Source organism: Chryseobacterium paludis (genome assembly GCF_025403485.1).
GTDB lineage: Bacteria > Bacteroidota > Bacteroidia > Flavobacteriales > Weeksellaceae > Chryseobacterium > Chryseobacterium paludis.
The window spans coordinates 4,386,068-4,405,169 of record NZ_CP099966.1; the positions used below are offsets into that span (position 1 = coordinate 4,386,068).

At 33.6% G+C, this 19,102-nt stretch carries 21 protein-coding genes; 9 read left to right on the forward strand and 12 right to left on the reverse strand.

What is annotated here, in order from left to right; genetic code table 11:
* Window positions 1–5: 5 nt before the first annotated feature.
* The 10 genes from NG806_RS19925 to NG806_RS19970 all read right to left on the reverse strand — a co-directional run bounded on the left by NG806_RS19925 (window position 6) and on the right by NG806_RS19970 (window position 10,542).
* Window positions 6–962, reverse strand: coding sequence for a bifunctional helix-turn-helix transcriptional regulator/GNAT family N-acetyltransferase (locus NG806_RS19925; RefSeq protein ID WP_214832821.1), 957 nt, complete (start codon window positions 960–962; stop codon window positions 6–8).
* Between the two features lie 193 nt (window positions 963–1,155).
* Entirely contained in the window at window positions 1,156–1,356 is a 201-nt protein-coding gene (locus NG806_RS19930; protein WP_214832818.1) for a YqaE/Pmp3 family membrane protein, read from the reverse strand.
* A 47-nt stretch (window positions 1,357–1,403) separates the two neighbouring features.
* Window positions 1,404–2,483, reverse strand: a complete 1,080-nt coding sequence (locus tag NG806_RS19935; protein WP_261511127.1) for a serine hydrolase domain-containing protein — start codon at window positions 2,481–2,483, stop codon at window positions 1,404–1,406.
* Window positions 2,484–2,734: 251 nt separating this feature from the next.
* Complete coding sequence (locus NG806_RS19940; protein WP_261511128.1) at window positions 2,735–4,603, reverse strand: M1 family metallopeptidase; 1,869 nt, start codon at window positions 4,601–4,603, stop codon at window positions 2,735–2,737.
* A 133-nt stretch (window positions 4,604–4,736) separates the two neighbouring features.
* Window positions 4,737–5,120 (reverse strand): tetratricopeptide repeat protein, encoded by a 384-nt coding sequence (locus tag NG806_RS19945; protein ID WP_214832814.1) that lies wholly within the window; start codon window positions 5,118–5,120, stop codon window positions 4,737–4,739.
* A 69-nt stretch (window positions 5,121–5,189) separates the two neighbouring features.
* Entirely contained in the window at window positions 5,190–6,086 is an 897-nt protein-coding gene (locus tag NG806_RS19950) for an alpha/beta hydrolase family protein (RefSeq protein WP_261511129.1), read from the reverse strand.
* A 70-nt stretch (window positions 6,087–6,156) separates the two neighbouring features.
* Complete coding sequence (locus NG806_RS19955; RefSeq protein WP_261511130.1) at window positions 6,157–6,888, reverse strand: class I SAM-dependent methyltransferase; 732 nt, start codon at window positions 6,886–6,888, stop codon at window positions 6,157–6,159.
* A gap of 151 nt (window positions 6,889–7,039) precedes the next feature.
* On the reverse strand, window positions 7,040–7,528 hold the full coding sequence (locus NG806_RS19960; protein WP_261511131.1) for a hypothetical protein: 489 nt from the start codon (window positions 7,526–7,528) through the stop codon (window positions 7,040–7,042).
* Between the two features lie 98 nt (window positions 7,529–7,626).
* Entirely contained in the window at window positions 7,627–8,343 is a 717-nt protein-coding gene (locus NG806_RS19965) for a hypothetical protein (protein ID WP_261511132.1), read from the reverse strand.
* A 180-nt stretch (window positions 8,344–8,523) separates the two neighbouring features.
* Window positions 8,524–10,542: a M3 family metallopeptidase gene (locus NG806_RS19970; RefSeq protein WP_214832805.1), complete on the reverse strand. Its 2,019-nt coding sequence runs from the start codon at window positions 10,540–10,542 to the stop codon at window positions 8,524–8,526.
* A gap of 184 nt (window positions 10,543–10,726) precedes the next feature.
* On the opposite strand from NG806_RS19970, the gene NG806_RS19975 reads away from it, so the two are divergent.
* From NG806_RS19975 to rimM, 5 genes are all read left to right on the forward strand, one after another.
* Entirely contained in the window at window positions 10,727–11,257 is a 531-nt protein-coding gene (locus NG806_RS19975; protein ID WP_261511133.1) for an SRPBCC family protein, read from the forward strand.
* Between the two features lie 130 nt (window positions 11,258–11,387).
* Entirely contained in the window at window positions 11,388–11,837 is a 450-nt protein-coding gene (locus NG806_RS19980; RefSeq protein ID WP_214832800.1) for a hypothetical protein, read from the forward strand.
* A 128-nt stretch (window positions 11,838–11,965) separates the two neighbouring features.
* Window positions 11,966–12,478 carry a nitroreductase family protein gene (locus NG806_RS19985; protein WP_261511134.1) on the forward strand — a complete coding sequence of 171 codons (513 nt, stop codon included), beginning with the start codon at window positions 11,966–11,968 and terminating at the stop codon, window positions 12,476–12,478.
* A 92-nt stretch (window positions 12,479–12,570) separates the two neighbouring features.
* The gene (locus NG806_RS19990; protein WP_214832796.1) at window positions 12,571–13,143 is read left to right on the forward strand and encodes a 30S ribosomal protein S16; all 573 of its coding nucleotides are present in this window, start codon (window positions 12,571–12,573) and stop codon (window positions 13,141–13,143) included.
* Between the two features lie 12 nt (window positions 13,144–13,155).
* Complete coding sequence (gene rimM / locus NG806_RS19995; RefSeq protein WP_214832794.1) at window positions 13,156–13,698, forward strand: ribosome maturation factor RimM; 543 nt, start codon at window positions 13,156–13,158, stop codon at window positions 13,696–13,698.
* Between the two features lie 29 nt (window positions 13,699–13,727).
* Here rimM and NG806_RS20000 read toward each other — a convergent pair whose 3' ends face one another.
* Both NG806_RS20000 and NG806_RS20005 read right to left on the reverse strand, forming a co-directional pair.
* Window positions 13,728–14,531 (reverse strand): helix-turn-helix domain-containing protein, encoded by an 804-nt coding sequence (locus tag NG806_RS20000; RefSeq protein WP_261511135.1) that lies wholly within the window; start codon window positions 14,529–14,531, stop codon window positions 13,728–13,730.
* Window positions 14,531–15,457 (reverse strand): helix-turn-helix domain-containing protein, encoded by a 927-nt coding sequence (locus tag NG806_RS20005; protein ID WP_214832790.1) that lies wholly within the window; start codon window positions 15,455–15,457, stop codon window positions 14,531–14,533. The genes NG806_RS20000 and NG806_RS20005 overlap by 1 nt, the downstream gene beginning before the upstream one ends.
* Window positions 15,458–15,561: 104 nt before the next feature.
* Between NG806_RS20005 and NG806_RS20010 the strand changes: the two genes are divergently transcribed.
* The 4 genes from NG806_RS20010 to asnS all read left to right on the forward strand — a co-directional run bounded on the left by NG806_RS20010 (window position 15,562) and on the right by asnS (window position 19,063).
* On the forward strand, window positions 15,562–16,227 hold the full coding sequence (locus NG806_RS20010; protein ID WP_261511136.1) for an LA_2272 family surface repeat-containing protein: 666 nt from the start codon (window positions 15,562–15,564) through the stop codon (window positions 16,225–16,227).
* Window positions 16,228–16,237: 10 nt separating this feature from the next.
* Window positions 16,238–16,867: a hypothetical protein gene (locus tag NG806_RS20015; RefSeq protein WP_261511137.1), complete on the forward strand. Its 630-nt coding sequence runs from the start codon at window positions 16,238–16,240 to the stop codon at window positions 16,865–16,867.
* A gap of 12 nt (window positions 16,868–16,879) precedes the next feature.
* A complete protein-coding gene (locus NG806_RS20020; protein WP_261511138.1) occupies window positions 16,880–17,479 on the forward strand; it encodes a CDP-alcohol phosphatidyltransferase family protein in 600 nt (199 codons plus the stop codon).
* A gap of 135 nt (window positions 17,480–17,614) precedes the next feature.
* Window positions 17,615–19,063, forward strand: a complete 1,449-nt coding sequence (asnS, locus tag NG806_RS20025; RefSeq protein ID WP_261511139.1) for an asparagine--tRNA ligase — start codon at window positions 17,615–17,617, stop codon at window positions 19,061–19,063.
* Window positions 19,064–19,102 lie beyond the last annotated feature (39 nt).

Consider the following 19,102-nt stretch of genomic DNA (forward strand, 5'->3'; position numbering starts at 1 on the left):
GATATCTATTTTTTGGTTACCTCTAATTCCATCTGAATATTGCAACGTTTATAAGGAGACGTTTGTCCAAAGATCTTTTCAAAGCCTAACTTATAATAAAGATTAATAGCCGGTTCCAGAATAGTGTTACTTTCTAAAAATATTTTTGAAGCACCAAGATCTTTCGCTGCATTAATGATAGCCTGACCAAGAAGTGAACCTATACTTTTTCCCTGAGCCTTGGGAGAAACGGCCATTTTAGCCATTTCATAATCATATTCGGGATGATCCATTTTAATTAATGCACAAACACCAATAGGTTCATTTTTGTATAGTGCTACAAATATCTTTCCTCCCTTATCCAGAATATATTCTTTAGGATGATCCAAAGCTTTATAGTCGGCTTCCTCCATTTCAAAATAAGTTGAAATCCATTCTTCATTCAACGCTTTAAAAGCAGCCTGATGTTCAGGTGCATATTCTACAATTTCTACATCCTTACTTTCTCTTTGTTTTTTTTGCTCCTGTACTCTTTTTAATAAGGACTTTTTTTCTAATAAAAGTTCCCATTCTTCGATGGCTTCCCAAAGATTATGTGTTGCTTCATCCAGTAATTTTTCAACGGCCGCATCAATATCCTGACATTGCACTTTAATCTTTTTTGAAAGTTGTGTTCCTTTATCCGTCAATCCCACAACATTTCTGCGCTTATCTTCTGATGCCAGGTTCTGAACCAAACCGGCCTTTACCATTTCCTTCACGATTTTTGTAATAGAAGGTTGGGAGTGTCCGATCTCATCTGCCATTTCTGTAATTGTTTTTTCACCTTCTTCTGCAAGAATAAAAAAAACAGGAAACCATTTTGGTGAAAACTCTACACCATACAACTCATAGATCTTGGCCGCGTCTTCAGTCATTTTAGCCGTTAAAACTCTTAATCTGCTTCCTAAGGCCATTTTGCCTGTTTTATTAAATACATTCATTATTATAAAGTTAATTATATAACTGGTTATGCAAATGTATTGATTTGAATTTATTCAGCAAAATTTTATTGATAAAAAATATGAATAAAGCAAAACACATCTTATTTAGCCTTTGAGAAAGACTGAGTAAGATGTGTTTTGATGAGATGTGTAATTTAAAATTGAATATTAAAATTCACTTTATTGAGGATCATTACCTTTGATTTTGTCTAACTGCCCGAATCAGTTTTTCATTTCGTTTATCTGCTCTTTCATTGTTCAAAGATAAAGCAGCCCAAATTGCTGCAGGAATCCAGCCGATCAAAGTGATCTGTAAGATAAGGCATAAAATTCCGGTTAATACTTTTCCACGAACGATGAAAGATAAAAAGGGAAGTAAAATAGCTAGTAACATGACGATAAGATTTTTAAATGTTGATATTTAGTGTTTTTAATAAATTTTTATTTTTTTGTATTTTCAAGAACTAATTTAGCAATATTTCTTGTAACCTCTGTCGGAGAATGGCAATCACAATTGCTGAATCCAGTTACGTAGATATCCTCAGATGGAATATGCACACCCATTGATTTGAATCCAAAAATACTGCCTCCATGTTCTCTGATACCGATTCCGTTGATATCCTTAAGATGCCAACCATAACCGTAAGTAAATTCTTCACCATTATTCAAATGGTATTTTTGAAACGCTTTTTTGGTTTCCTGGGAATTGAGTAAAATGTTTTTATTTAAAGCATTTTGCCATTTCACCATATCATCTGCCGTAGACATTAACGAACCTGAAGAAAAAGGAACACTAAAACTGATAATGGTTTTGTTAACATAGCCAGATTCTTTTTTATGATATCCGTAAGCCCTTTTCGGAATTACTTTTCTATCTGAAGCATAATAAGAATGACTCATTCCAGCTTTATCAAATATGTTTTTTTGAATAAAATCTTCATATGTATTTCCTGAAATTAATTCTATCAGATATCCTAACACTACATATCCGGAATTGTTATATTCAAATTTTTCTCCCGGAGCAAAATCAACAGGCTCATTCTTAAAAAAATCAACCATCATTTCGGGCTTCATTTCTTTTTGAGCAATGCCTGATAAGGATTTCATTTTAGTAAAATCTTTGATTCCCGAAGTATGGGTCAGTAAGTGATGTAGGGTGATCTTGTCTCCAGATGGATAATCTTTGATGTACTTAGAAACAGGATCGTTTACATTAAGTTTCCCTTCTTGCTCCAGGATCAGAATGGCTATTGCCGTAAACTGTTTGGTCATAGAACCAATCTGAAATACATTATCCGGGTTTAAATTGACATCAAGTTCCAGATTTGCTTTACCAAAAGCTTTTTGATACACTTTCTTACCTTTTTGAGTGACCGTGAATACACCACCAGGACCTTTAGGGTCATTAAATTCTTTTAGAATTAAACTATCGATCCTATTTTCCAAACCTTGTCCAAAAACAATACAAGAGAAGAATAAAAGGAGTAGGGTAAGCCATAAAAAAGTTTTATTTGAGTTCATAGTTATATATTGTGTTATGCAAAGATATAATTTATTTCTATTACTATGCAATACAATGTAGTTGATTTTATTTTTTCTCAAATTGATTAATAAAAAATGGAGACTTTATCACTGTAGAGTCTCCATTAAGGTATTTTGATTGAAGTACGATCTATTTTTTTATTGTTGACAGTAATTCATCTGGTTTTTCAAAAGTTGCAATCATTCCCTATTCCATTCCCATTTCCATAACGGTTTCAAGAAGGTTAGATTTAATTAATGCTTTTTGTATTATCTTCCGGACTATAATCCATAAAAATTCCACCGTCAAGTGTGATGGATTTTATTTTTTTTACCGAGTCAAGATTTACTTTCGTTTGTCTTTGGTTTTTTTCCCAAACTGCCGGTGAAAAATGAGTTCTTGTGTTGGTACCATCCTCATTTAAGATAATGACATCAAAAGGAATAGCGAATCCACCCTCGTTCTCAATAATCACAGTAACTTTCTTACCAGATTTTTTCGCAGTAGTGATTTTCAAATCGATATAATGGTTGCTGAAAAACCAATTGTTCCAGAACCAGTTCAGATTTTTTCCAGAACCAGTGTTCATAGAATAAAAATAATCCCATGGAGTAGGGTGTTTTCCATTCCAATTATTGATGTAGTGATGAAGCGCTTTTTTAAACAGAGTGTCACCAAGATAGTCCTTCAGAGCCAAATACGAAAGTGAGGCTTTTCCATAGGTGTTATTTCCATAAGCGTTTCCACTCAATTGTGTACTCATGGAGATAATTGGTTGGTCTTCCTCAGCCGAAGGATCATTGATCCAATTTTTTACATTGTACTTCTGATAAATCTTTTTTGACGTTTCTTCACCATTTTCACTTATTCCGATCAAATATTCAAAAGTGGAAGCCCAGCCTTCATCCATAAAAGCATAACGGGTTTCATTAATTCCCATATAGAACGGAAAGTAGGTGTGAGCTACCTCATGGTCCAATGTCAAACGGGAATCTATAAGGTTATCGGGAACACTACTATCATTGACCATCATTGGGTATTCCATATCTGCAAAACCTTGAAAAGCGGTCATTACAGGGTAAGGATATTCAATACCCGGCCAGTTTTTATAAAACCAGTCCATGTCATATTTCATCCAGTCTGTATATTGCTCAAAATCTTTGGCTCCGGTTTTACAGGCGGTTTGTACACTTACCCGTTTCGTTTTTAAAGGAACACTGGAGGCATCCCATACATAGTGATTGCTAAGAGCAAAACAAAAATCTGTAATATGATCAGCTTTGAATTTCCAGGTATTCCAGTCTTTCTGTTGGGTAACACTTCCTGATTGCATTTCTTTAGAATCAGCGACGTGCAAAACTTGATCACTTGTCATGGATTGTTTGAATCTCTTTAATATTTCAGGTTGTAAAACTTCTTCCGGATTGAGAAGGTTTCCCGTTGCCCATACCACATAATTTTTAGGAGCAGTAATAGAAAAAGTATAATCATTAAAATCATTATAAAACTCCTGTCGGTTAATATGTGGGAGAATATCCCAGCCATTATAATCATCATATACAGACACACGTGGGTAAGAATAAGCGCAATACAAAGTATTGGAATCAATTTGCCCCTCCCTTCCACTCTCTACAGACAGGGGATATTGCCATTCTATCTGAAGGGAAGCCTGAGATTTGGGAAGCAATGGAGTTTTAAGTTTAAGGTCTTTAACGGTTCCCCATTCTTCGTTATTGACTTCGTATTTTATTCCATCGATGAGGATTGATTTAATCTCCAGTCCTGATGTTAGAAAATCTTTTGAGACCAGTCCGGAACGGGGAGCTTCCGGTTTATGAAGATTGTTGACAAATCGGATGGCGATAACTTTTAAAGTATCCGGGCTGTTATTGGAATATTGAATCGTTTCGTTACCAGAGACTACTTTGCTTATGATATCCACTTTCGTCTGGATGTTATAAATTCCTTTATTCTGCCAATAATGTGAACCCGGAGCTCCTGAAAGCGAGCGGGTCTCTTTTTTATAGGCTTTTCTGATATTTCTTGGCGTATATAGATCTTGTGCAAATAGCGTGTAGGAAAAACACATAAGAAGGAAAGGGACAATGTATTTTTTCATGAATTCTGAATTATTTATTAAAACAAGTAGCTTCTTTAATTTCAGAGTTAAAATTAGCTTTTTTATTGGTCAAAAAGTATCTCCATAAATTCAATATTTTTAGACATCCGTATTTATTCCTTCAGGCTGGTATTTAATGGGATTGAGGATCAAAATAAGCTTTAAAAGTAAGTGGATGCTCTATTTTGTCTTCTGCTTCTTCAAGATATTCAAGGTATTCTTCCTGATGTTTTTCCATATAGATCATAACAATGGCAAGATTGACAAACAGGTTTTTGTCTTCGGAACCTAAGTCTAATGCAGTCTTTAAATACCGTATTGCTGTTTCATTTTCTCCCATATCAGAATAGATAGCACCTATATTGATCAGAGCAGAAGTGTTTTGAGGCTCAATAAGTAAAATTTCATCCAATTCTTTGATTAAAAGTTCATTGATGGCATCCCAATGATCTTCATTTTCCCACCTTTTTGCCTGAAGTTTTTTTACGTTCTCTAGTCTTAGTGTTATCGTATTCATTATTTAAAATTATTGAAGGCTTTATTTCATCAAAGTTCGGAATAAAAGTGGGATTATTTTGATATAGTTTTAAGAAGTACGTAATATCCATTGTATTAGATTTTCACGTTCTACAATATTCCAGGAATGTGGATGTTTTTGTCCATTGGCTCTTATCCCACGGCCTTTTGTTTTTATTAATTCTACTTGATGGTTTCCCAGGTTAAGTAAAGAATGATAAACCTTTTCTAATTTAAAAGCATTTAGATCTTCGTACTTCCGGGCTTTATTTTTCATTTGCCATTCAAGATCTGGTTCACAATACAATCTGACTTTTATATTTTTTAAATAGCCAATATTATCTGTAGAATTTGATGAAACAAGATAGGGTGAAAAGCTTTTATATTTTTCAATATTTTCCTGCGGTGTGCCGATCTCTTTTTCCAGTAGATCGATTAAAAACTTACCTTCTGCAACAGCATCAGCATCTTTATTCTTTTTAATATCATTTTTAGCCGATTTATATAATTCTTCAAGGTCTATAGGAGAATCAACTACGATAAGACCCTTAGGCTGTATTGGATTTTTTGTTTTTATCATATAGCTGGATAATAGAATCGCTACATTGCCACCGCTGGAAAATCCACCAATGAAAATATTCTCTTCTTTAATGCTGTTTTCTTTAAAAATCTTATTTAATACATCCACGTATTCTTTCTTCTCAGCTTCTGTCAAATAAAGTTTTTGGTTGTAATCTAAGAGTAAAGTACTAATACCTTCTTTTTCAATATCCTTTAAAAAAGCGGCCTCTGTTTGAGTATGTTCGATGTTACAGGGATAACATGGAAATAGAATAAGTATTGCTTTTTGTTGAGGAGCTATTTTCAATTCAAAATGGTTACCTTTTGTTGTTTTTACTTCCTGACTTTTTACATTATTAAATACTAAAAGAAAGAATAAAAGTGTAATAAGAGTATTTTTGAACATGATCGTTTTTGTGATTTAGAAAATTCTAAAAATAAAAAATGCTTTTAATTATATCTTTAAAATAATAGTATTATTTCTCTACTGAAATTAGCAACATCATAGGTCGGCGGAGTTCATCTTTCATTTCTGAAAATTGTTTCAGCATCTCTTCGCTAGGCTCTGCTTCGATAACTTCTTTAATTTTAAAGCCCTTTTTTAATAGCGCATTCAAATAAGTAGTTAATGTTCTATGGTATTTTATAACGTTTTCGCCTAAAAATGTGGTGTTTCTTATTCCTTCAATAAAATAATTGTCTACCGGCCAATGTTGTTTCTCTCCATGTGTTCCATAAGCCCAATCCTGTGTTCCTTCAGCTGTAAAAACCGGGTGTTCAACAGAAAATACAAATTGACCTTTGGGTTTAAGCCATTGGTAGATGTTTTGTGTAATCCGATCAAATGATTCTACATAATGGAAAGTTAAAGAACTTAATATTACATCAAACTTCTCAGCCGGATATTCAACATCTTCGAGGGCTTTTCTTACATATTCAATACCCTCCATATTATTGATCTCTCGGGCTTTTTCAAGCATCTTTTCCGAAAGGTCAATTCCAACGACAGATTGTGCTCCATTTTCCATCGCGTACCGACAATGCCAGCCGAAGCCACAACCGAGATCGAGTACATTTTTACCCGTAAAATCAGGCAGCATATTCTTTAAAACATACCATTCACCGGCACCCTCCAGTCCTTGCTGAGAGCGTAGCATTTTTTTATATTGCTCAAAAAAAGATGAGTTGTCATATTTGTTTTCTTTCATAATCAGAAACGGATATCATTTATACATTGCTTTTCTACCTTTCACTGAACAAAATTACAAAAAAGAGCAATAGCTAAAATTGGTGAAAAAGTTACAATCCATAGCCAAAAATCCTGCTGATGATATTCAAAGTCTAAATAACTAATAGATATTATTTCTCATTGACAATAATGTTGGGATTGTATTCCATTGCTTTTTCTATAAGATGTTTTTGTTGCAGAAAACTATTACTGATACTAAAGAAATAGCTTCCACCCTGTATTTTTTTTAATATGACAAGATGATTTTGCCCCCCTCTGTTATAAAATGTTCGAATAGAGATTTTACTAAGATCTTTAAAATAAAAATCAGGTTGCTTGAATAATTTAAATACTCTGATCTTTCCTGAATAAATAATAAACGAAGGAAGATATTTTTCTATCCAGGAACGGGATTGATTCATTGTTTCAAGTTGAGCAAGGTCTTCATCATTTATGATTTTAATAACCTCCGCATAGCTCTTAAAAAAAGACATGGAAAATGTGCTTAAGGCTACTAAAATGATTAGCGGGAACAATATGATGTAGATAAAAGTATAATTTCCATTCATCATATAGTTATAGTAATACAGAATAGCTATGCTTACTAATATAAGCACCATATAGAAAGTCATTAAGATAAAAAATATCCTCTTTATCAGATTGATTTTTTTCAGAATCTTTTCACGATAATTTTTCTCTTCCAATGGATTTGATTTTTCTATTTCTGGCGGCTTTTTCCTGAAAAGATAAGAATAATTGATAGAAGTCCTAAAATAGTAAGTATTATTGTAGCCATACTTGTTGCCATATTATAAAGTAGTGATCCCTGAAAGTAAATGATATCGGTAGATAAAAATAATCGGCTTTTATCATGGTGGTTGGGGCTCTTGAAAATGATATAATCCTTATTTTTAATTTTTTCTGAAACTGATTTTGAAAACTCAATGATCAAATCATCGGTCTTGCTTGTGTTCCAAATAGGATAATATTTTTTTAAGGCTTCAGGTTCTGAATTTTTATAACGTTTTCCATCAGCCTGATACTCATAATAGATGGTAGCATAAGAATTTCCTCTTCTTTTGTATCCAGTATCCCAGAAGGAAGATGATTTAATTGTTTTTGCCTCTACAGGCTTCCATGTAAAATGTGATATTTTAAATTCCTGAATGGTCAGAAAAGGGGAAACGGATAAGATGGTAATTAAAGATAAATAGATAATACTTATTGTCAAGAGAAAATTTCCGCCAACTTTTTTAAAGTCAATTCTTAAGTATCGAAAGTTTTTAAAATGTATGAATGTTGTTATAGATAAAGCATAGAAAAAATACCTCACTGGATTTTCTATAAAAACAAGAAATACGACCAATGCAGCCATCCCTATGTATCCCAAAAAAATAAAAAAGATATTTGCAATTTTTTCGATTTTATCAATCATAAATAGGTTGTTTTATTATTGTGATCCGGCAACATTTTTAATCCATGTCAGGGAGGCATTTTTCATTTAAATTATCGTGATAAAAATACCCAATTCATAAGCTTGTTAATAAGCCATTTATAAACTATAATAAAAGAAAAAAAGTCCCCGAGATTTGAAATCAGGGGACTGCAGTTTATTTTATCCAAAAGCTCTCTTAAGCAAGCTTTCTACCTTTGGCTCACTACCTCTGAAACTCTTATACAGTTCCATTGGATCTTTTGTTCCCCCTGAAGAAAGGAGTATTTTATATTTTGCAGCAATCTCTGGATTGAAAATTCCGTTTTCTTTAAAATATTGAAAAGCATCTGCATCCAGAACCTCTGCCCATTTGTAAGAGTAATATCCTGCAGAATATCCACCCTGGAAAATGTGAGAGAAACTTGGGCTCATAGCGGTTTCATTATTAGATGGGTAAAGCTGAGTTGCTTTTGTATATTCATCTTCAAAGGCTTTTACACTTTCACTCTCTAATTCTCCAACATTGGTATGGTACATCATATCCAGAATTCCGAAACCTAATTGTCTCATTGTCTGGTATCCTTCCATAAAGTTTTTAGACTGTTCGATTTTTTCAATTTTTTCGTCAGGAAGAACTTCACCGGTTTTATAATGTTTTGCAAAAGTTTTTAAGAATTCAGGCTCATAACAGAAGTTTTCTAAAAATTGAGATGGTAATTCTACGAAATCCCATTTCACGGAAGTTCCTGATAGACCTGGATATTGAGTGTTGGCTAACATTCCGTGTAGAGCGTGGCCAAATTCATGGAATAATGTTGTGACCTCTTGGAATGTTAATAGACTTGGAGTATCCTTTGTGGGTTTGCTGAAATTACAAACAATGGAAATATGTGGGCGTGAATTCTCCCCATCTTTCTTATATTGGTTTTTGTAGCTTGTCATCCAGGCCCCGGCTCTTTTACCTTTTCTTGGGAAATAATCTACATACAGCAATGATTTATATTCACCATTTTCCTTTACTTCATAAGTTTTTACATCTTCATGATATTTCGGAATATCATTTCTTTCTTCAAAAGTTAACCCAAATAATTGTTTGGCTAATCCAAATACGGCATCCTGAACCTGGTTCAATGGAAAGTAAGGTTTTAATTCCTCATCATTAAGATCAAACTTTTCTTTACGGAGTTTCTCTGCATAGAAAGAATGATCATAGGCCTGCATTTCCTCAATACCATCAGCTTTTGCTAAAGCTTTTAATTCTTCAATTTCCTTATTTGCAAAAGGTTTTGCTTTTGTTAAAAGCTCATTTAAGAAATCAAGGACTTTAGTGGGAGACTTCGCCATCCTTTCTTCCAGAACGAAGTCAGCATAATTTTTATAGCCAATCAGTTCTGCTTTTTGCTGTTTTAATTTGAGGATTTCTTTAATGAGGTTTTGATTATCAAACTCACCACCATCAAAAGACTTTTTACCATTTGCTAAAGCCAGCTCTTTTCTTAATTCACGGTTTTCAGCGTAAGTCATAAATGGCACATAACTCGGATATTGTAATGTCAGTACCCAGCCTTCTAAATTTCTTTCCTTAGCCTCTTCAGCGTACTGTTCCATAATAGCATCAGGAATTCCAGCCAGATCTTCTTTATAAGTGATATGTTTAAAATAAGCATTAGTGGAAGCCAATACATTTTGTCCGAATTTCAAGGATTTCAAAGATAAATCCATGTTGATATTCTTTAATTTTTCTTTGTCTTCGTCGTTCAGTAAAGCGCCACTTCTTACAAAGCCTTTATAAGTTTCCTCTAAAAGCATTTCTTGCTCTTCGTTGAGGTTGTATTTTGCCTTCTCTTCGTATACCTTTTTGATCTTATTAAATAAAGGTTCGTTTTGAGAGATTTTTGAAGAATATTCACTTAGGATAGGAGAAACCTCTTCAGCGATTTGTTGCAATGCATCACTTGTTTCTGCAGAATTTACATTAAAAAAAATATTGGAAAGGATATCTAATTTTTCACCTGAATAGGCCAAAGCTTCAATAACGTTCTGAAATGTAGGTGCTTCAGAATTGTCAACGATCGTATTAATTTCTTCTTCAGAGCGCTGAATTAATTCTTTAAAAGCAGGAAGATAATCTTCATTTTTAATGCGGTCAAATGGTGCGGTATGATAAGGTGTATTGAAATTTTCTGTTAAAATATTCATTTTTCTATTTTTTATTGATGTAAATTTAATTTCTATGAAAATTTGTAAAACTTGAATTCCTCAAAAATAATGCCTTAATGATCGGTTGTGACAAAAAATAGCTTATTATAATAATCTTGTCATAGGAAAAGAAGTGTTGCTGTTGGAATATGTAATTTTGACTTAACATTAAAATATAAAAACTATGAAAACAATTTTGAAAATTTTAGGGATACTTATTGTACTTGTTATTTTGTACGCAGTATTTGCTATGCTGGCTTTCAGTAAAGATTATCACTTTGAAAGATCTGTTGTTATTAATGCGCCGAAAGAAAAAGTTTGGCAATTTGCAGGATCTACAAAAGCTTTCAACTCATGGAATCCTTTTATAAAGCCGGATAAAAACATTATGATCACCTACTCCGGAACAAGTGGTGAAGTAGGAGACTCTTACAGCTGGAAAGGAAATAAAGATGTGGGTGAAGGCCAGCAAACTGTTACAGCAGTAGTACCGAATGAAAAAATAACCAGTAAGCTTCATTTTATAAAACCTTTTGAAGGTGAGGCAACAGCTAATTTTATCCTAACTCCGGAAGGTAATGGAACAAAAGTAACCTGGACTATGGATAATGAGCTCAATACCATGATGAAGATAATGAAACCAATGATGGAGAGCCAGATGGGAAAAACCTTTGATCAGGGATTGGGAGACCTTAAAAAACTAGCGGAGCAATAATACAAAGCTCATTTCCTTGCATCTTGTCTTCCCTTGAAATAAAAATTAATTTTTAAATGAGGTTTTAAATTTTTTGAATGACAAATATATTGTTTAAAAAAAATATTATCTTTATGTAAAGATTAGATTTATGGAGAAGATCGTATTTGAGAAAAGTGACATAAGAAATTATGTTAAAAACGTGATCGCCGAAAAGATTGAGAAATTAAAGAACTTTATAGAATTTACTTTAGACGCGAGTCGCGATATTAAAAAGACACCAAAATATGACAGCATGAGGGAGGAAATGCAGGAGGAAATTTATCAGATGCAAAAACAGCTTGCCGCACTTAATGATTTGCAGAGAAATATGTCAAAGGTGTTGAATAATACTACTGAAAGAGTGCAGCTAGGTTCTTTAGTGATTACCAATAAGGCAAGATTTTATATTTCTGTTTCATTAGGTGAATTCTTCTTTGAAGGTGACAGGTTTTATGCCATTTCACCCGAAAGTCCAATGGCAAAGAAGATGATGGGTATGAAATCTGGTGATGCCTTTACGTTAAATAATATTCATCAGGAAGTTGTTGAGGTTTTATAATTTTTTATGATTTAGAATTATATTTCAACTTTTTTCAATTCAAAATACAGCAAAACTCCAAATTATTTTTGGAGTTTTATTTTTTAAAACCCAGATATAAATAAATTACATGTTGTAATTTTGTACCTATGAATAAGACAGAAATTCTAAAAGAAATAATAGAGCAAAGAAGAAGTGTTTTCCCTAAAGATTACACAGAAACAGAGATCTCTCAGGAAATTATTGATGAGATTTTAAACTCAGCTACATTTGCACCGAACCATAAACGTACAAAACCTTGGCGTTTTAAAATCTTTAAAGGTGATGAAAAAGCTCAACTGGCTTCAGAAATGCAGAATATTTATAAAGCAACACAGTCTGAGCAAACATTCTTACAAAAGAAATATGATGATATAGGTTTTAAAATAAATAAAGCCAATGCAGTCGTTTCCATTGTCGTAAACTTTAGTGGAATGCTTCCGGAATGGGAAGAGATTGCTGCAGTTTCAATGGCGGTACAAAATATGTACCTTACCAGCACAGCCAATGGAGTAGGCTGCTACTGGAGCTCCCCGGTAATTGTTAACCACCTGAAAGATTCTTTAACCATCGCAGAGAACCAGAAATGTCTTGGGCTTTTCTATATGGGAAGACTTGATTAACATGAAAATTTTTATTGATACCTAAGAAATTTTATTTATCTTTGCACACTTAAATATTTAACTGGGACGAGTTCCCTTAAAATTCAAACATTATGTCAGTAAAAATCAGATTACAAAGACACGGTAAAAAAGGAAAACCTTTTTTCCACATCGTGGTTGCAGATGCTAGAGCTAGAAGAGACGGTAGATTCATCGAAAAACTAGGTACTTACAACCCAATTACTAACCCTGCTACTATCGATTTGAACGTTGATGCTGCTGTAAAGTGGTTAAACAACGGTGCTCAACCAACTGATACAGCAAGAGCTATCCTTTCTTATAAAGGTGCACTTTACAAAAAACACTTACAAGGTGGTGTTGCTAAAGGAGCTTTTGATGAGGCTGAAGCTGAAAAAAGATTTGCTGCTTGGGTAGATTCTAAAGAACAAAAAGTACAAGGAAAAGTAGAAGGTTTATCTAAAGCTCAGGCTGATGCTAAAAAAGCTGCTTTAGAAGCTGAAGCTAAAGTAAATGAAGCTAGAGTAGCTGCTGCTGCAAAAGCTGAAGCTGATGCAAAAGCTGCTGAAGAAGCTGCTAACGCACCAGTTGCTGAAGAAGTTGCTGCTGAAGAAACAACAGAAGGAGAAGCTCCTGCTGCTGAAACTGAAGAAAACACTGAAGCTTAAGAAACAACCTGTATGCGTAAAGAAGATTGCTACTTTTTAGGTAAAATCACACGCAGACATGGCCTTGCGGGTAATGTTATCCTTAAATTGGATACCGATCAACCCGAACTTTACAATAAACTGGAATCAATATTCGTTGAAATCAACGGATTATTGGTTCCTTTTTTTATTGAAAAATCATCATGGAGTAAATTAGATGCTCTGAATATTGCATTTAAAAACTCTTCAGAGGCATTAGTAGACCAATCATTGGGAAAAAGTGTGTATTTGCCGCTTGCTACTTTGCCGAAACTCTCCGGAAAACAATTTTATTACCACGAGGTAGTAGGATTTAATATTCTTGATGCAAATGACAATGACTGCGGCGTTATAAGATCTATAAATGATCAGACTGCTCAGAATTATTTTGTAACCAATCTCGATGGAAAAGAAGTGGTAATTCCTATCATCAAAGACTGGATCTTTGAAGTGAATAGAGAAGAAAGATTCATTAAAATGCAACTTCCCGAAGGTCTTATCGATGTCTTTTTGGTTCCTTCCAAAAAAGACGAGTAATAAAAGAGTTACTATTTTATTACAATTACTTATTTTAACAAATTCTTATACTTTAAAGGAGTAATTCCGATGTTCTCTCTGAAACACCGAATGAAATGGCTCTGATCAGAAAAGCCACAATCCAGGGCAATATCAGTTAGAGATTCTTGGCTGTTATGAAGCAGACTTAACGACTTATTCACTTTCAATTTTCTGATGTAATCTCCTAGGTTACAATGGAAATATTTATGGAAATCTCTGCTGAGATGCATAGGATGAATATCTAAAATTCGTGCAAGTTGTGTGAGATTCAGTTTTTCTGTAAAACTTTCACGTAGTAATTCATCGATTTTACGTGTCCACAGGGGATTCTTTTCCTGGCTTTTAGTCTCTTGTTTTAATTGACTGAAAATATTTAACAATAACTGATGAACAGACAATTCGATATTCAGATCGTTTAATTTTGTTTCTTTAAATATTTGATAGGTCAGAATCTGTATAGCAGGGTTTTTAATATTAAAACTTCCCTCAAGGCTATCTCTTGAAATCTGGTGGTTTTCAAACCAATCTTTAGCAATTTCAATGTGAAAACCTCTCGTAAATACCTCTGGTTTTATATTGTAGTGTGTATCTTCCCAACAATGGTATAAAAGTGTTCCGGCAGAGCAATCGTAAACTTCTTTTTTATTTCCTTCGGTAACATGTCCCTCAAGAAGAAATGTGAAATAGGCATTCTCATGGTAATGCCAATCAACATATGGATGGGTGTATTCTGTATCCGTAAAGGTAAGGCCATTACAATCCAGTATTTCATTGGTTTGTCCGAAAAATTCGCCATTACGTAATGTATTCATTATAATTTTTCTTTTAAATTTTCAATCTGCTGATACATTGTATTAAAGAACATTTTTCTGTCACGATTCCCCGAAGTATTCAATGATCTGGAATTTTTAATCTGATGCTCAAAATAACTTAGAGAATCCTTACAGGTCATCTCATCATTAGTCATCATATAACCGAACATACTGAACGGAATAAAAAAAGAACACTGTTGATCATTCTTAAATAAAATACTATTGTTTAAAATTACTAAATCATTTGCAAATATTTGAAAATTAGATTTTTGAAGGGTTTTGTTTTCTAGATCTTCGAGTAGCTTTTTTAAATCCTCCAGGATTAAAACAGCGTCTGCCTTTTGCAATAATCCGATTTCAAAATAAAAAGATATTTGCCGCAATGCGCTCATTATTGTAGTATCATTCCAGATCTCGGTGACATTTTGTTTATTGTACAACTCAATAAGCATTTCATTTTTTGGCGAATGATATTGCATCCTGAATTCATTAAATGGACTTAGAAACTGATCCTGATTTAATAAATTCATCCATACATAAAATTTGAAACGGGATAATATGGAGTCTGAGATCGTATAGAAAAAAGGGATATCCTTTGCTGAATAAAAAACCTGCGAATGGGTAATATTATGAAAAACATCCAGAATCTTAAGTGAGTTTTCAAAGTAGTTTAATAAATCTTCTGTGGTTCTTACAGGTTGTGTTCTTTTTACAACCAGCTGGTTCTCGGAACCTAAATACTGATCCAAAGAGATCTGATAATACTTTGCAAGCTCTAAAGCTTCTTCAAAACTGAATTTTGCTTTTAAAGAAGTACGTCTATGCGCTGCATCATAGCTTATATTGAGAATATTAGCAATCTCATCATTCAATGACCGATCTCCAATTTTTCTTCGAATTTCTTTCAATAATGCTTCCTGATGCATGTTTTGTGATTTTCACAAATGTAGTATTTTTTTTAATTCCTTTTCACATTGAGAATAGCGTTTTCCGAGGATAATTTTGAACTGTAATTTTAAAATAATGAATTATGAAAACAATGATTTTTTTAATAATAAGTGCTTTTACAAGTACTGTATTGTATGCTCAGGATAGCCTTGCTGTCTTGGGAAATAAAACGAAATTAATAGCATTTACTCCTCTGAAAAAAAACATAAAAAAAGTTGATGGTATTGCTGTCGGAATGGGGGACGCTTTTGATGACTATAAAGGGAATATGAGACGAATCAATGGTATTAATCTCGAGCCAAACCCTGTTGGCCTGGTGATCTGGATGTTTTTTGATCCTTCAAGAACCGCAAATACAGAGCCTCATCTCGTGGTAAACGGACTTAATATTTCCGGAGCAGGATATGGGAGGAGTATCAGCCACAACGGAGTTTCTGTTTCGCTGTATAATTATGGGGATACCGTGCAAGGGCTTTCGATCGGAGGCTTAACGACTGATATTGATAAAGGGAGTGGAGTTGTCATTTCTGGTTTGGGTATAAGTAGTAAAGAACTGAATGGAATAAGCATATCCGTTTTTAATGATGCTGATGAGCTGAAAGGAATGCAGATAGGTGTTCATAATAGAGTTGATAATATGAAGGGGATACAAATGGGCCTAATCAATAAATCTAATAAGATGAAAGGACTTCAAATTGGTTTCTGGAATAAAAATGGTAAGCGAAGTCTGCCTTTTATCAACTTTTAAAACCTTCGAAATGAAAATACTAATTCTTTATGTTCTGATGGTTGTAAACCTTCATGCACAAGTACTTATAGAAACCAGGAAAAGTGATAAGCGATCAATGATTGAAGCAGGAAGCTTTCTGAGTTTTTCATCTTATAAAGAAAGACAAATACCTGGTATTTATTTAGGCTATTGGTATCGATATCCTATTGATGAAAATAAAGCGCATCTTGAATTCGGGTTAAATTTTTACCATAGCGGAAGCCAGTACAATTTTGAATATGAAAAAAAAGGGCTGTTTTACAATATCCGTTCTAAAGAATTCCTCTTCAATGTAGGAATAAGAATGGTAAAAGAGTATCCCGTTGGAAATAACAATATAGAATGGGTAAGTGAATTGAGTCTCCATAATCTTTTCTTTAATGATAAAAATATTTCTGATAACAGAAAAGATGACCTTAGTGAAAACACGGTATACATTGATACAAATATAGAAGGTGTCTCTTCAATCAGGATTGGACAGGGAGTAAGGTTTTGGAAAAATAATTTTGGGTTGGGGATTCAGGTTTCCTATATGCCATATCGGCTTTGGGCAAAGCATACAGTCCCTTCTGGTTTTAATTCCTTTTCAATAGAGACGAGTGTAAATTTTAGATTTTAAAATTATAGCATTATGAAAAAGTTACCCTATTTACTTATTGCAATAAGGTTTTTTATTGCTCCGGTTATTATTCTCTTAAGTTATTTTAAAGGTGGAGATTCAAGGTTTTCGATATTAATATTAATGTACATTGGATTACTGACCGATATTTTTGATGGAATTATTGCCAGAAAGACTGGGGTTTCATCAGAAAAATTAAGAAGATTGGATAGTCAGACGGATCTTATTTTCTGGCTTTCTTTAGGTGTTTCATCTTACATCCTTTACCCGGAAATGATAAAAAATGAATGGGAAGGTATACTTCTGATTTTTATTATGGAAGCCCTTTGTTATATGGTAAGCCTCTGGAAATTTGGAAAAGAAACCTGTACTCATGCTTTTTTAGCGAAAATGTGGGGATTGAGTTTACTGATTGCATTTACTTATCTGATAGGATTTCAGGAAATTGGCTGGGCATTTTACATAGCGATTGGTTTAGGATTAATCTCCCATATCGATGTGATCTTAATTATTTTACTGCTTCCAAAATGGCAGTATGATGTTCCAAGCTCCTATCATGCCTGGAAAATCAGAAATGGTAAACGGCGAAAGAAGACTATTTTCTTTAATTAAATAAACAGAAACAAGTGGACTTTAGATTAAATAATTGATTATTGATTTTTTAAAAGACAGTGCAATCATCAACTTGCGCTGTTTTTTTGTAACTTTGCGGACATTAATTTTTATACGAAAATTTATAATCAACAAATGAAAAAGCAGACGATTAAAGAAATCCTACAGGATTACAAAAAAGTATTACATCATGACATTACGGTATACGGCTGGGTGAAAGCTTTCCGTGCAAATCGCTTTATAGCACTTAATGATGGATCTACAATTAATAATTTGCAAATAGTTGTTGATTTTGAAAATTTTGATAAAGAAATTATCAATAAAATTAGTACAGCTTCTTCTCTTAAAATAGTTGGAGAAGTAGTAGAAAGCCAGGGTGCCGGACAAACGGTGGAAATTATTGCTAAAAAGATCATTATTTTAGGTGACAACTTTACAGAAGAATTGCAAACTACAATTCTTCAGCCTAAAAAACATAGCTTAGAAAAGCTTCGTGAGCAGGCGCACTTAAGATTCAGAACCAATTTGTTTGGAGCTGTTTTCAGAGTACGTCATGCAGTAACCTTTGCTATTCATTCATTCTTTAACCAGAACCAGTTCTTCAACATCCATACACCAATAGTTACCGGTGCAGATGCTGAAGGTGCAGGAGAAATGTTTGGAGTAACAAACTTTGATTTAAACAATATTCCAAGAACTGAAGACGGAGAGATTGATTACAGCCAGGATTTCTTTGGTAAGAAAACAAACCTAACGGTTTCTGGACAGTTGGAGGGGGAAACTGCTGCAATGGGATTAGGAAGAATTTATACATTCGGACCTACTTTCCGTGCAGAAAATTCTAATACAACACGCCACCTTGCAGAATTCTGGATGGTAGAGCCTGAAGTTGCATTTAACAACCTTGAAGACAATATTGATCTTGCTGAAGATTTCTTAAAATATGTAATTCAGTATGTACTGGATAACTGTAAGGATGATTTGGAGTTCCTGGATAACAGATTTGTTGAAGAACAAAAATCTAAACCGGAAAAAGAAAGAGCAAAAGAAGGGCTTATTGAGAAATTACAAAATGTAGTAGCAAAGCGTTTTATGCGTGTAAGCTATACAGAAGCTATTGATATATTATTAAACTCTAAAGAAAATAAAAAAGGTAAATTCCAATTCCCGATCGAGAATTGGGGGGCTGATCTTCAATCTGAACATGAAAGATTCCTTGTAGAGAAGCATTTTGAAAGTCCTGTAGTTTTATTTGATTATCCAAAAGACATCAAAGCATTCTATATGCGTTTGAATGATGATAATAAAACGGTAAGAGCAATGGACGTTCTTTTCCCTGGAATTGGAGAAATTATTGGAGGTTCTGAAAGAGAAGAAAGAATTGAAGTTTTAAGAGCTAAAATGAAAGAGATGCATGTGGAAGAAGAAGAACTTTGGTGGTATATGGATACAAGAAAATTTGGTTCTGTACCACATGCAGGATTTGGATTGGGTCTTGAAAGACTTGTCCTTTTCGTAACAGGAATGACCAACATCAGAGACGTGATTCCTTTCCCAAGGACACCGAAAAGCGCTGAGTTTTAGATATAAAAAAAGCCTTAAATTAAATTTTAAGGCTTTTTT